Source organism: uncultured Arenimonas sp. (assembly GCF_963976025.1).
Lineage (GTDB): Bacteria > Pseudomonadota > Gammaproteobacteria > Xanthomonadales > Xanthomonadaceae > Arenimonas.
Genome location: NZ_CAXBJS010000070.1, coordinates 1 through 13,814 on the forward strand (window position 1 = coordinate 1; position 13,814 = coordinate 13,814).

10 protein-coding genes and 1 pseudogene are annotated in these 13,814 nt (G+C 68.7%); 4 read left to right on the plus strand and 7 right to left on the minus strand.

What is annotated here, in order from left to right; genetic code table 11:
- Nucleotides 1-94 precede the first annotated feature (94 nt).
- The gene (locus tag AACZ35_RS07270) at nt 95-1,270 is read left to right on the plus strand and encodes a GGDEF domain-containing protein (protein WP_339827695.1); all 1,176 of its coding nucleotides are present in this window, start codon (nt 95-97) and stop codon (nt 1,268-1,270) included.
- 16 nt (nt 1,271-1,286) lie between these two features.
- On the opposite strand, the gene AACZ35_RS07275 is transcribed toward AACZ35_RS07270, so the two are convergent.
- From AACZ35_RS07275 to rluD, 3 genes are all read right to left on the minus strand, one after another.
- Nucleotides 1,287-2,252, minus strand: coding sequence for a tetratricopeptide repeat protein (locus AACZ35_RS07275; protein ID WP_339827697.1), 966 nt, complete (start codon nt 2,250-2,252; stop codon nt 1,287-1,289).
- A 74-nt stretch (nt 2,253-2,326) separates the two neighbouring features.
- The gene (gene pgeF, locus AACZ35_RS07280) at nt 2,327-3,091 is read right to left on the minus strand and encodes a peptidoglycan editing factor PgeF (RefSeq protein ID WP_339827716.1); all 765 of its coding nucleotides are present in this window, start codon (nt 3,089-3,091) and stop codon (nt 2,327-2,329) included.
- The gene (gene rluD / locus AACZ35_RS07285; RefSeq protein WP_339827699.1) at nt 3,088-4,083 is read right to left on the minus strand and encodes a 23S rRNA pseudouridine(1911/1915/1917) synthase RluD; all 996 of its coding nucleotides are present in this window, start codon (nt 4,081-4,083) and stop codon (nt 3,088-3,090) included. The genes pgeF and rluD overlap by 4 nt, the downstream gene beginning before the upstream one ends.
- A 111-nt stretch (nt 4,084-4,194) precedes the next feature.
- Here rluD and AACZ35_RS07290 point away from each other — a divergent pair, with 111 nt between their 5' ends.
- Nucleotides 4,195-5,034: an outer membrane protein assembly factor BamD gene (locus tag AACZ35_RS07290; protein WP_339827702.1), complete on the plus strand. Its 840-nt coding sequence runs from the start codon at nt 4,195-4,197 to the stop codon at nt 5,032-5,034.
- Here AACZ35_RS07290 and AACZ35_RS07295 read toward each other — a convergent pair whose 3' ends face one another.
- The 3 genes from AACZ35_RS07295 to sucC all read right to left on the minus strand — a co-directional run bounded on the left by AACZ35_RS07295 (nt 5,035) and on the right by sucC (nt 8,847).
- Nucleotides 5,035-6,666 (minus strand): NAD+ synthase, encoded by a 1,632-nt coding sequence (locus AACZ35_RS07295; protein ID WP_339827704.1) that lies wholly within the window; start codon nt 6,664-6,666, stop codon nt 5,035-5,037. It lies immediately after the preceding gene.
- A 124-nt stretch (nt 6,667-6,790) separates the two neighbouring features.
- Nucleotides 6,791-7,666: a succinate--CoA ligase subunit alpha gene (sucD, locus tag AACZ35_RS07300; protein WP_339827706.1), complete on the minus strand. Its 876-nt coding sequence runs from the start codon at nt 7,664-7,666 to the stop codon at nt 6,791-6,793.
- A gap of 20 nt (nt 7,667-7,686) precedes the next feature.
- Nucleotides 7,687-8,847 (minus strand): ADP-forming succinate--CoA ligase subunit beta, encoded by a 1,161-nt coding sequence (sucC, locus tag AACZ35_RS07305; protein WP_339827709.1) that lies wholly within the window; start codon nt 8,845-8,847, stop codon nt 7,687-7,689.
- Nucleotides 8,848-8,962: 115 nt separating this feature from the next.
- Here sucC and AACZ35_RS07310 point away from each other — a divergent pair, with 115 nt between their 5' ends.
- Both AACZ35_RS07310 and AACZ35_RS07315 read left to right on the plus strand, forming a co-directional pair.
- Nucleotides 8,963-10,600 (plus strand): ATP-binding protein, encoded by a 1,638-nt coding sequence (locus AACZ35_RS07310; RefSeq protein WP_339827711.1) that lies wholly within the window; start codon nt 8,963-8,965, stop codon nt 10,598-10,600.
- Nucleotides 10,601-10,650: 50 nt separating this feature from the next.
- Complete coding sequence (locus tag AACZ35_RS07315; RefSeq protein ID WP_339827713.1) at nt 10,651-12,036, plus strand: sigma-54 dependent transcriptional regulator; 1,386 nt, start codon at nt 10,651-10,653, stop codon at nt 12,034-12,036.
- 13 nt (nt 12,037-12,049) lie between these two features.
- On the opposite strand, the pseudogene AACZ35_RS07320 reads toward AACZ35_RS07315, so the two are convergent.
- A pseudogene (locus AACZ35_RS07320) lies at nt 12,050-13,814 on the minus strand (spermine synthase); the annotation flags it as partial.

A 13,814-nucleotide genomic window follows, 5' to 3' on the forward strand; every position in this document is an offset into this window, starting at 1 on the left:
CCGCGTTGTGCGGCCCGATGACTGCGAAATGGCACCCCGACGGCACCATTTCAAGGCTCCGGCAAAGCCGACGGGTGTGCCCTATGATGCGCCGATGCCCGCCCTGCCGCTCCAGCCCCTGATGATCGCGCTGACCCTGGCCGCTGGCGGTGTCGCCATGGCCCTGGCCCTTTGGGCCTCGGCGCGGCGCCAGCCCGAGCCGCTGCGCACGGCCCAGCTGCTGTGGGCGCGCGGCCTGGCGGCCCTGCCCTTGGGCTGGGTGCTGCTGGAACTGTCGCTGGCCGCGGGCACGCCGGCCCTTTCGGTGCCGGCCAAGATGCTGTTCATGGCCGCCTTCATGGAGTTCCTGCGCGCGATGCGCACGCTTGAGGGTGAACACGTGGCGCGGTTCTGGCTGTGGATGCCGGTGGGCGCCGTGGGCATGCTGTCGCTTGGTTTCCTGGCCTCCTACCCCACCGACCCGATGCGCACCGGGCTGCTGAGCCTGCTGTGCGCCATTGCCGCGGCGTCCACGGCCCAGTCGGCCTGGCATCACCTCAGGTCCGGTGGCAGCACCCAGGGCGGCGTGCTGTGCCTGGCCTTCGTGCTGGTGGCGACCGTGCTGGCGGGTCGTGCCGGCCTGCTGTTCCTGCCCGACAGCGCCTCGGCCCGCACCTGGGCCGAAACGCCGCTGGCGCAGGGGCTGCTGCTGGGCATCTGCGTGCTGGGACCGGCGGTTGCCACGGTGTCGTTCGTGCTGGTGGGCGCCGATCGCCTGCTTGACCGGCTCGAGCGCATCGCCAGCCGCGACAGCCTCACCGGCGCCGCGTCGCGCCACGCCTTTTTCGAAACCGCCGGCGCCCGCCTTGAAGACGCCCGGCGGCGCGGCCAGCCACTGGCCGTGATCGTGCTCGACGTGGACCGGTTCAAAGGCGTCAACGACACGTTCGGACACGCCGGCGGTGACCTGGCCCTGCAGGGCATCGCCGACGCCCTGCGCGACGGCCTGCGCGAACAGGACCTGCTGGGGCGGCTGGGCGGCGAGGAATTCGCCGCGCTGCTGCCCGACGCCGACCTGGCCCTGGCCAGCCAGGTCGCCGAACGCCTGCGCCGGGCCGTGGCCAGCCTGGACCTGAAGTTCGAAGGGCGGCCTATTCCACTGCGCATCTGCGCCGGCGTCGCCAGCCTGGAACCGGGCGACGATGGCCTGCACGCGCTGCTGGTGCGCGCCGACCGCGGCCTTTACGACGCCAAGCGTGGCGGCCGCGACCGGGTTGGTGTCGTGATCTGATCCCACCCGGCCGGGTTCACAGCCCGGCCAGGGCGTCCTTTGCTTCCTGCAGCGACGGATCCATCGCCAGCGCCTTTTCCAGCGCTTTCCGCGCCGCAGCCTTGTCGCCGGCCAGCGCCAGGGCCTGGCCCATGCGGTACCAGGCATGTTTGTGCTCGGGCTGGCCGGGCTGTTCGGGCAGCGCCAGGAAACGCTTGAACGCCGCCACACCCTCGTCCAGGCGCTGGCCCGACAGCACCGCGGTGCGGCCCAGTTGGTACCAGGCGCCGGCGGCCTTGGGTTCTTCGCGGGTCCACAGGTCGAACACCGCGAAAGCCTTCGCCCAGTCCTTGGCGTCCTGGTGGATGATGCCGGCGGACATGCGATAGACGGGGTTGGAAGGACGCGCGGCGTAGGCGTCGAGGTAGTGGCGGCGGGCGTCGTCGAGGCGCTCTTCGTACTGGGCCAGGCGACCCAGGGCGTAGTAGCCGCGCGGCGGGTCGCGCCGCTGGAGTTCGGCGGCCTGGGCCCTGGCCTTCTCGACGCTGCCACCGACGATGCCGGGGGCCTGCAGGTAATACTCCATCAAGGCGCTGCGCGCCTCGTGCAGGTTGGCGTCGAGTTCGATGGCGCGTTCCAGCGTCCGGCGCAGGCGGGGCGCCATGGTCGCCTGGCTGAAGCTGCCGACCTGGCCGATGCGATTGGCGTAGGCATTGCCCAGCCACAGGTGGCCCGGCGCGTAGTCGGGCGCGTCCTCGACCAGGTCTTCGGCGAAAGCCAGGGCCTGCTTCGACTTGCCCGGATCCTGCAACAGCAGCCTGAGCTGCAGCACACGCACCGCCGGGTCTTCGGGACGCGCCTTGGCCAGGGCCGCCACCACCTGGGCCGCGCGCGGGTCGCGGTCCTTGAGCAGGGCGTCGGCTTCGGCCGGGGTAGTGGCCGCAGCCATCGCCGGCAGCAGCAGCGCGAAGCCCAGCAGCAGCGGCAGGAAGGGTCGGGACATCGGCGGAGCTCCGGTCGGGGGGATGGCCGGCGCACCTTCGCACGGGCGGCCGGTGCCGCGCATCCTGCCGGAAGTCAGGAATCGCTTCGCCAGGCCAGGGTGAGCAGGCGCCCGCTGCGGCCGTCGCGGCGGTGGGAATAAAAGCGCGAGGCATCGGCGATGGTGCACAGGTCACCGCCGTGCACGTCGCTGACGCCCAGCGCCGCCAGGCGCCGGCGCGCCAGGGCGAAAAGGTCGACCCGCCAGTGATCGGGACGAGTAGGCACGAAGGCCGACGCCGCGCCTTCGTCGCTGCCGACGAAGGCATCGCGCACTTCGGCGCCGATTTCGTAGTGCTCCGGGCCGGCCGCAGGACCCAACCAGGCACGCAGCTGTGCCGGCGGCGTCTGCATGGCCGCTACCGTGGCCTCGAGCACGCCGGCGGCCAGGCCGCGCCAGCCGGCGTGGGCCACGCCGACTTCGCTGCCGTCGGCGGCCGCGAAAATAACGGGCAGGCAGTCTGCGGTGAGGATGGCGAGCACGGTGCCGGCTTGCGAAGTAACCGCCGCGTCGGCTTCGGGGAGACTCTCGAGGCTCGAGCCCCTACCCTCCACTCGCAGCACCCCGGTTCCATGCACCTGCTTCAACCAAACCGGCTCCGACGGCAACGCCAGCCACTCAGCGAACCGCCGACGGTTCTCCAGCACCGCCGCCGGCTCATCTCCGCAGTTCAGTCCGAAGTTGAGCCGGTCGAAAGGCGGCGCCGAAACGCCGTCACCGCCGCGCAGGCTGGTCAGCGCCCTTACCCCGGGCGGCGCGGGCCAGTCGGCGTCGAGCCAGGCCGGCGCCGGCACTGTCAGCCCTTGAAGGCCGCGGTGTCTTCGCGCAGGTCGCGCACCAGGGCCTGCATGTCTTCGGGCATCGGCGCTTCGTGGGCCACCGGTTCGCCGGTGGACGGGTGCGCGAAGGTCAGCTGCTCGGCGTGCAGGGCCTGGCGGCGGAAGCCGTGCAACCGGGCCACCAGTGCCTCGGTGGCGGCCTTGGGCAGGCGGAAGGCGCCGCCGTAGAGCGGGTCGCCGACGATCTGGTGGCGCACATGCGCCATGTGCACGCGGATCTGGTGGGTGCGGCCGGTTTCAAGACGGCACTCGACCAGGGTGTGGGCGCGGAACTTCTCGCGCAGCCGGTAATGGGTGATGGCGTCGCGGCCGCCTTCCTTCACCACGGCCATGCGCACGCGGTCGGTGGGGTGGCGGCCGATGGGCGCGTTGATGGTGTTGCCGGCGACCATGGTGCCCTGCACCACGGCCAGGTACTGGCGGTGCACTTCGCGGCCCGAGAGCTGTTCAACCAGCGAGGTGTGGGCGCGCAGGGTGCGCGCGACCACCATCAGGCCAGAGGTGTCCTTGTCGAGCCGGTGCACGATGCCGGCGCGCGGCAGCTCGGCCAGGCTGGCGTCGAAATGCAGCAGCGCGTTGACCAGGGTGCCGCGCGGATTGCCGGCGCCCGGGTGCACCACCAGGCCGGCGGGCTTGTTGATCACCAGCACGTCGTCGTCCTGGTAGACCAGGTCCAGGTCGATGGCCTCGGGCAGGGCGTGGGTTTCGACCTCCATGCGCACCGACAGGGTGACCGGCTCGCCGCCGCGCACCGCTTCCTTGGGTTTCACCAGCCGGCCATCGAGCAGGGCGTCGCCGGACTTGATCCATTCGGACAGGCGCGAGCGGGAGAAATCAGGGAAAAGTTCGGCCAGGACCTGGTCGAACCGGCGGCCGGCTGCCTCCAGGGGAATGCTGGCTTCAAGCAGTTCGCGGTCGTTTTCGTCGGTTTCGGGGGTCTGGGTCGGGGTCATGCGGGGTCCTGGGGCCTGCGGAGGGGGTCGCCCCGGTTCATGGAGGCGACAGCGGGCTTTCCGGTATTATCCCTGAACTTGCTGCCCGCAGCGCCCGAACCTGTTCCCCTGATGACCCGACCGACCGGCCTGATCCGTATTTCCGCCCTCCTGGTGATGATGCTCGCCCTCGCTGGTTGCAAGACCGTCGGCGGCTGGTTCGACGGCGACAAGGAAAAACCCACCGAAACACTGCCGGTCGAAGAGATGTACCGGGTCGGCAAGGAATCGATGGAACGGAACAACTGGAACCGCTCGGAGCTGTACTTCCAGCGCCTGGTTGCGCGCTTCCCGTACGGCCCCTACAGCGAGCAGGCCCAGCTGGAAGTGGCCTACGTGCTCTACAAGCAGAGCAAGAACGAAGAAGCCACCTCGGCGGTCAACCGCTTCATCCGCACCTACCCGACGCACCGTCATATTGATTACGCCTATTACCTCAAGGCGCTGATCAACTTCGACCAGGGCCGCGCCACGCTGCTGCGCATCGCCAACCAGGACATGGCCAAGCGCGACCTGGGCGCGCCCACGCAGTCCCTGAACGACTTCGCCGAGGTCCTGCGCCGCTACCCGAACAGCCGCTACGCGCCCGATTCGCGCCAGCGCATGATCTACCTGCGCAACCTGATGGCCCGCCACGAACTGCAGGTCGGCCTGTATTACCTGCGCCGCGACGCCTACGTGGCGGCCGCCAACCGCGGCAAGTACATCCTGCAGACCTACCCGCAGAGCGAACACGACGGTGACGCGCTGGCGCTGATGGCCTCGGCCTACACCGAGCTGGGCCAGGACGAACTGGCCGCCGACAGCCGCAAGGTGCTGGAAGCCAACTACCCGCAGCACCCCTACCTGTCGGGCGACTGGCCGGATGGCCAGGGCATCCTGAGCAAGCTCAATCCCTTCTCGGGCGAATAATCAGTCGCGCCAGCCCGAGCTGATCGGGTAACGGCGTTCGCGCCCGAAGGCGCGGTGCGAGAGCTTTGGACCCGGCGCCGATTGGCGCCGTTTCCATTCATTGACCCGCAATAGCCGCAGCACGCGCTCGACGGTATCGGCGTCGAAGCCGTCGGCGACGATCTCTTCCGGCGACCGGTCCTGGTCGACGTAGCGCAGCAGGATGCCGTCGAGCACCTCGTAGGGCGGCAGCGAGTCCTGGTCGGTCTGGTTCTCGCGCAGCTCGGCCGAAGGCGGGCGCGTGATCACCTCTTCCGGGATCACCTGCGACCGGGCGTTGCGCCAGTGGCACAGCGCCGTCACCTCGGTCTTGTACAGGTCCTTGATGGGCGCGAAGCCGCCGCACATGTCGCCGTAGATGGTGGCGTAGCCAACGGCGTATTCGCTCTTGTTGCCGGTGGTCAGCAGCAGGCCGCCGAACTTGTTCGACAGCGCCATGAGCAGCGCGCCGCGGCAGCGCGACTGCAGGTTTTCTTCGGCGACGCCCGGCTCCTGACCTTCGAACAGCGGGCCCAGCGCCTGCAGGAAACCTTCGAACGGGGCTTCGATGGCCACGGTTTCCAGGCGGATGCCCAGCAGCCTGGCCTGTTCGTCGGCCAGGTCGTTGCTCAGGTCGGAGGTGTAACGTGAAGGCAGGCGCACGGCCGTGACGTTGGCGGCGCCCAGGGCATCCACCGCAAGGGCCGCGACCAGGCCCGAATCGATGCCACCCGACAGGCCCAGCCAGACCTTTTCGAAGCCGTTCTTGCCGCAATAGTCGCGGATGCCGCGCACCACGGCGCGCCAGGCCTGGGACTGCCAGGACTCGTCGTCTTCGGTGGCCCAGTGCACGCGGGTGAACTGGCCGTCGTCGGCATCGAAGTCGGCGACGAGCCAGTGGTCGACGAAGGCCTCGGCGGCATCGTGCAGGGTGCCGTCGGCATCGACCAGCACCGACGCGCCGTCGAAGACCAGCTCGTCCTGCCCGCCCACCACGTTCAGGTAGGCCAGGCCGATGCCGGCCTCCTGCACGCGCGTTTCCAGCAGGCTGTCGCGCCGGGCGGTCTTGCCGCGCTCGAAGGGCGAGGCATTGGGCACCACCACCAGCTTCGCGCCCATGGCCACGGTCTCGGCCAGGGGTTCGGGGAACCACAGGTCCTCGCAGATCACCAGGCCGACCGGCACGCCCTTCACGTTGAAGACGCAGGCACCGCCATCGGGATCGACGTCGAAATACCGGCGTTCGTCGAACACCGCGTAATTGGGCAGTTCGCGCTTGCGATAAGTGACCGCGACCTTGCCGTCGCGCAGCACGCTGGCGGCGTTGTAGACGATCGAGCCCGCCGCCTGCGGCCAGCCAACCACGGCAACGATGCCGGTGCAGGCCTTGGCCAGCCCGGCCAGGGCTTCTTCGCAGGCCTGCAGGAAGGCCGGCCGGTGCACCAGGTCCTCGGGCGGGTAACCGCTGAGCGCCAGCTCCGGGAACAGCACCAGGTCGGCCCCGTGCACATCGCGCGCTTCGGCCACCCAGGCCGCCATACGGCGCGCGTTGCCGACGACGTCGCCGACGGGGAAGTCGAACTGGGCCAGGGCGATGCGCAATGTCTGGGTCATCCGGGTGTTTCCTTACTCGGGATTTGTTTTCTACCCGGCATCTTAAGACCTGTGGGGCCACCAGAACGCGAAAGGCCCCTTCCCGCCAGGGAAGAGGCCTTTCGTGCAGCGCGGAATCCGCTGCTTACTTCTTCAGACGGGCCGCAATCGCCGCGCCCAGGTCGCCGGGCGACTTGACGGTGGTGACGCCGGCCTTTTCCAGGGCCTCGAACTTGCCGGCCGCGGTGCCCTTGCCGCCGGAGGCGATGGCGCCGGCATGGCCCATGCGCTTGCCGGCCGGGGCCGAGGCGCCGGCGATGAAGCCGACCACGGGCTTGGTGACGTATTCGGCGATGAACTCGGCCGCTTCTTCTTCGGCGCTGCCGCCGATCTCGCCGACCAGGATGATGCCTTCGGTCTGCGGATCGTCCTGGAACAGCTTCAGGGCGTCGATGAAGTTGGTGCCGTTGATCGGGTCGCCACCGATGCCGATGCAGGTGGACTGGCCCAGACCGGCGTCGGTGGTCTGCTTCACGGCTTCATAGGTCAGCGTGCCCGAACGGGACACGATGCCGATCTTGCCGGGCATGTGGATGTGGCCCGGCATGATGCCGATCTTGCACTCGCCCGGGGTGATGACGCCCGGGCAGTTCGGGCCGACCAGCACGACGTCGTCGTAGCCGGCCAGGGTGTTCTTGACGCGCAGCATGTCCAGCACCGGGATGCCTTCGGTGATGCAGACGATGACCCGGATGCCGGCATCGGCCGCTTCCAGGATGGCGTCGGCCGCGAACGGCGGCGGCACGTAGATGACCGAGGCGTCGGCGCCGGTTTCTTCCACCGCTTCGGACACGGTGTTGAAGACCGGCAGGCCGATGTGGGTGCTGCCGCCCTTGCCCGGGGTGACGCCACCGACGACCTTGGTGCCGTATTCGAGCATCTGCTCGGCGTGGAAGGTGCCCTGCTGGCCGGTGAAGCCCTGGACGATGACCTTGGTGTTCTTGTCGATCAAAACGCTCATGGAATGATTGTCCTTGGGGATCAGGCGGCGGCCGCGACGGCCTTCTTGGCGCCGTCGTTGATGTCGTCGGCGGGCTGGATGGCCAGGCCGGAGTTCTTGAGGATCTCCTTGCCCTTGTCCACGTTGGTGCCTTCCAGGCGCACGATGACCGGCACCTTGACGTCCACTTCCTTCACCGCGGCGATGATGCCCTCGGCGATCATGTCGCAGCGCACGATGCCGCCGAAGATGTTGACGAAGATCGCCTTCACGTCCGGGTCGCGCAGGATCAGCTTGAAGGCTTCCGTGCCGCGTTCCTTGTTGGCGCCGCCGCCGACGTCGAGGAAGTTCGCCGGCTCGCCGCCGTTGAGCTTGATCACGTCCATCGTGGCCATGGCCAGGCCGGCGCCGTTGACCATGCAGCCGATGTTGCCGTCCATGGTGACGTAGTTGAGGTCGTGCTGGCTGGCCAGCACCTCGGTTTCGTCTTCCTGGCGGATGTCGCGCATGGCCAGCAGGTCGGCGTGGCGGTAGCCGGCGTTGTCGTCGGAATTGATCTTGCCGTCGAGCACGGCCAGGTCGCCGTTGGTCAGGATGGCCAGCGGGTTGAGTTCAACCAGGGCCAGGTCCTTCTCGTTGAACAGCTTGTACAGGCCCAGCATGATCTTGGTCAGCTGGCCGACCTGCTTGGCGGTCAGGCCCAGGCTGAAGCCCAGCTCGCGGCACTGGTAGGGCTGCAGGCCCTGCACGTAGTTGACGTGCAGCGACTTGATGGCGTCCGGGTTGGTTTCGGCGACCTTCTCGATCTCGACGCCGCCCTCGGCGGAGGCGATGAAGGTGATGGACCGGGTGGCGCGGTCGACCAGCACCGACAGGTAGAGTTCCTTGGCGATGTCGGTGGCCTGGGTCACCAGCACGCTGTCGACCGGCAGTTCAACGCCGGCGGTCTGGTAGGTGGACATCTTGGTGCCCAGCATGCCCTTGGCGTAGGCCCGGACTTCGTCCAGGGTCTTGGCCAGCTTGACGCCGCCGGCCTTGCCGCGGCCGCCGGCGTGGATCTGCGCCTTGACGACCCAGAAGTCGCCGCCAATGGCCTTGGCCGCGTCCACGGCCTCGTCTGAAGTGCGCGCAACGCGGCCGGCCGGGACGGCGATGCCGTAGTCACCGAACAGCTGCTTGGCCTGGTATTCGTGGAAGTTCATGCCGATACCTGTGTAGGGAGGGGGTCGCGAACGGGGGCGGTATTGTCGCCGACCCGGCCTACCCAACGCAAAAAGTCCTGCGCCAGGCGCCCGGCCGCGAGGCATACTGGCGGCCATGGCCCCTGCCCCCCGCAAATCGCCCGGCCCCAGCCCCCAGCGCCGCGAGCTCTATTTTTTCGCGCTCTACCGCATGCTGGAGGCGTCCCTGCTGGCCCTGGTGGCCTTCAGCCCGGCCGGGGAGTACCTGCTGCAGATCCGCCAGCCGGCCCTGCTGCAGTCGGTGGTGGTGCTGTACTTCGTGGCGGCCATCACCCTACTGGTGGCCGGTTACCGCAGCGAGCTGCCCCCTTCCAAACAGGCCGCGATCGGCCTGGGCATCGACATCGCGGTGGCCGCGGCCGTTTTCAGCACCACGTCCGGCAGCCAGGGCGGCGTAGCCCTGCTGCTGCTGTTCAACGTCGGCGCCGGCGCCCTTATCCTCTCCCAGCGCGCGGGCCTGGGTTTTGCCCTGGCGGCCTGCCTGGTGGTGCTGCTCGACAGCCTGTACGTGCGCACGGTGGACATCGCCAACGCCCGGCCGCTGGCGGAATCGGTGATGTTCTCGGTGACCTACCTGGCCACGGCCGTGCTGTGCGAACTGCTCAGCCGGCAGGTGCTGGAATCGCAGGCCCTGGCCGAACAGCGTGGCGAAGAACTGGCCAACCAGGCCGAAATCAACGAACTGGTGATCCGGCGCATGCGCACCGGCATCCTGGTGGTGGACGGCGAGCACCGGGTAAAGGTGTGCAACGAAGCCGCCTGGGGCCTGCTGGGCAAACCCTCGCCCGACCGCCGCCAGTTGGCCGACATCGCCATGAGCCTGCACCGGGCCCTGCTGGCCTGGCGCCAGGGCCGGGGCGAAACCCCCAAGGCCATGACCCTGGGCGGCGACGGCACCCCCGAGGTGCTGCCGCGCTTCGTGTCGCTGAGCCTCACCGACAACCTGTTCCTTATCTTCCTGGACGACAGCCGCCTGTACTCGGACCGGGCCGAGGAACTGACCCTGGCCACCCTGGGCCGGCTGTCCGCCTCGATTGCCCACGAAATCCGCAACCCGCTGGCGGCGATCATGTATTCGGTGCAGCTTCTGGAAGAAACCGCCCAGCTGCCCGAGGCCGACCAGCGCCTGCTGGAGATCATCCACACCCAGTGCCAGCGCATGAACGGCATCGTCCAGGACATCCTGGGCCTGGCCAGGCGCGAGCGCAGCCAGCCCGAATCGATCGACATCAGCCAGTTCGCCCGGCGCTTCGTCGACGAGTACCGGGCCAGCCATCCGCTGGAAACCGACGTGCTGCAGGCGGTGAGCGAGCGCAGCGTGCTGGCCATGGCCGACCCGCGGCACCTGCACCAGGTGCTGACCATCCTGGTCCAGAACGCCCTGACCTACGGCCGCATGCCCGGCGAGCCGGCCAAGGTGACCGTCTCCGTGCGCAGCGCCCCGCCCGGGGCACCGCCGGAGCTGAACGTCATCGACCGCGGCCCGGGCATCCCGGCGCCGGTGGCGGCGCAAATATTCACCCCCTTCTACACCACCAGCGAACACGGCACCGGCCTGGGCCTGTATATCGCCCAGCAGCTTTGCGAGGCCAACCAGTGCAGCCTGAGCTACCAGCCGGTGCCCGGCGGCGGCAGCTGCTTCCGCATCATCATGCCGCCCGGCATGACCCTGATGCAGGACGATCCCAGCCCGGGTCGGCTAAATCTGGCCTGAAACACCCCGCTTCGGCTAATGTACGGGTGTCCCCAGCCCCCCGAACCCGCATGGCCAATGCCCGCAGCGCCCTGGTAGTAGATGACGAGCGCGACATCCGGGAACTGCTTGTCCTGACCCTGGGCCGCATGGGCCTGCGGGTGGACACCGCTGCCGACCTGTCGTCGGCGCGCGCGCAGCTGGCGCAGGGCAACTACGACCTCTGCCTGACCGACATGCGCCTGCCCGATGGTTCGGGTCAGGAGCTGATCGAACACATCTCCCAGAAGTACGCCGACATCCCGGTGGCCATGATCACCGCATTCGGCAACGTCGAAGCCGCGGTGACGGCGCTCAAGGCCGGCGCCTTCGACTTCGTCACCAAACCGGTGGACCTGGCGGTGCTGCGCCGGCTGGTGCAGCACGCACTGGATTTGAATCAACAGCGCAAGTCGGCCCCGGCCAGTGCGCGGCTGCTGGGTGATTCGGCGCGCATGCAGCAACTTCGCCAGACCATCCAGCGTGTCGCCCGCAGCCAGGCGCCGGTGTACATCAGCGGCGAATCGGGCGTCGGCAAGGAACTGGTGGCCCGCCTTATCCACGAACAGGGTTCGCGCGCCGGCGGCGCCTTCGTGCCGGTGAACTGCGGCGCGATCCCGTCCGAGCTGATGGAAAGCGAACTGTTCGGCCACAAGAAGGGCAGCTTCACCGGCGCCCACGCCGACAAGGAAGGCCTGTTCCAGGCCGCGCAGGGTGGCACCCTGTTCCTGGACGAAGTCGCCGAACTGCCCCTGCACATGCAGGTGAAGCTGCTGCGCGTCATCCAGGAAAAATGCGTACGCCCGGTGGGTGCACCGGCGGAACTGCCGGTGGACGTGCGCATCCTTTCGGCCACGCACAAGAACCTGGCCAAGCTGGTCGAAGACGGCCGCTTCCGCCAGGACCTTTATTACCGCATCAACGTGATCGAATTGGCCGTGCCGCCGCTGCGCCAGCGCCGCGAGGACATCCCGCAGCTGGCCGAAGCCATCCTCAAGCGGCTGGCCGGCGAAACCGCCGACAAGCTGCCGGCGCTGAGCGAAGAAGCCGAAGCCGCGCTCACGGCCTACCCCTTCCCGGGCAACGTGCGCGAACTGGAAAACATCCTCGAACGTGCCGTGGCGCTGTGCGACGGCCAGAGCATCGAAGTCGCCGACCTCTACCTGCCGCAGGTCGACAGCCTGATCGGCACCGAGGACGACATGCCGCTGCGGCCTGTTGCCGCCGCGCCCTCGCCCGCCGTGCCACCCGGCCTGGCCGATGGCACCGCCCTGCCCGACGCGATCGAGCAGATGGAGCGCGAAACGATCCAGAAGGCGCTGGAAGCGAATCGCTACAACAAGACCAAAACCGCCGCGCAGCTGGGCATCACCTTCCGCGCGCTGCGCTACAAGCTGAAAAAGCTCGGCATGGAGTAAGCGGCGTCGCCGCTTATTCGTCGCCGCCCTGGTCGGCCCAGGCCAGCAGGAAGCCCCGCGCAAAGCTGTAGGCGGCGTCGCCGCCGCCGGGCACGTTGCGGCCGAATTCCCGTTCGATCGCCACCGACCCTTCCAGGTCGCCCTGGCCAATGGCGCCCAGGCGTGCGATCACCAGCATGTGTTCGCGCACCAGCAGGGGCGCGATGGCCGGGTCCAGCGCTTCCAGCGCGGCCAGACCCGACTGCTGCATGGCTTCGTAGTCGCGGCGGGCGGTGGCGTCGTAGGCCTGCAGCACGCGGCGCACCGACGGCGGCGCCTCGTTGGCGTGGTACCAGACGGGGTTGATCCACAGCCCCTCGGCTTCGGCCGGTGAGAACTCGGAAAGCGTGGCTTCGGCGACCTTGCCTGCAGCCGCCAGCCAACGGCCTTCGTCGCGCTGGGCGATGTCGGCGCCGGACAGCTGCCGCAGTTCGTTGGCGGCATCGGCCAGCGACAGTTCGTAGATCTTTCCGGGTATGGGTGCACCCGTCATGGCGGCGCGAGCGCGCCGGCCTTCCTGGGCCAGCAGCAATGAAAGGCTGCCTTCGGCGTCCGTAAGCACGGCTTCGGCCGGCACCGTGCGCCGGCCGGCGATGGTTTCGAGCAGCGGCAGTCCGCCAGCCTCGAGCCGTAGCAGCCAGTCGGCCGAGCTGTTCTTGAAGCGCGCGCGCGGAGCCTGCAGCGAAACCACCGGATGGAAGTCGTCGTGCGGTTCGGCGCCGGTCATGCGCACCAGGGTGTCGAGCAGGCGGCGGTCGCCCAGGCGCCGCACTTCGTAGTCGGCGGCGCTGCCCAGGCCGACGCGCGCCAGTTCAATGGCGTAATCGAGATTCGGGCCAGCGGGGAAACGCGGTGCCAGCAGCGGCTGCCGGCTGGCGGCCAGGATCAGGTCGCCCTGGTTGGCCAGGTACATGTCCACGTGCGGGAACTCCTGGCCCAGGGCCGCCAGCATGGTGGCCAGCAGTGGGTTGTCGAGTTCGTAGATGTGCACCCACTGGATGAGGATGCCGTCGTCTTCCAGGTGTTCGCCCAGGAAACCGTAGAACTGACGGGTGAACAGGCTGCCGACGCCGCTGACCCAGGGGTTGGACGGTTCGGAGACGATGACGTCGTAGCGCTCGCGCCCGGTCGAGAAGAAAGTGCGGGCGTCATCAATATGCAGCTGCGATCGCGGGTCGTCGAAGGCGCGGAAGACCCGGGGCATCATCAGGCGCGAGCCTTCGACCATGGCCGGTTCGATTTCGATCGAGTCGACGCGCTGGGGCGCAGCACTTCCCAGCAGCGTGTGCGTGCTTAATCCCGAGCCCCAGCCGATGACGGCGATGTCTTCCGGCTTGGGGTGCAGGGCCAGCGGCAGGCTGCCCAGCAGGACCATGGTGATTTCGTCGTCGGCGGGTTCGCCGTCCACATCGAGGTTCACGGCGGCGTCTGGCTTGCCGTTGGTGGTGATGCTGTGCCAGTTGCTGCCGGCCACCACGGCCACGGTCGAGGTCTTTCCGTCCTTCAGGTACGGAATGGCGACGCCTTCGCCCAGGGTCGCGGAGCCGGTGCGATACACGCCGCCGGCCAGCGCACGCGGATCGGCCCGGCCCATCACCAGGCTGATGCCCAGCACCAGCAGGGTCGCGACCAGGGCGCCCGGCAGCGTGCGCGGGCTGCCGTCACCCGCGGCGTACCAGCGGATCAGCATCACGCCCAGCGCCACGTCGACGAGGGCCGCCAGCGTGACCGACAGCTGC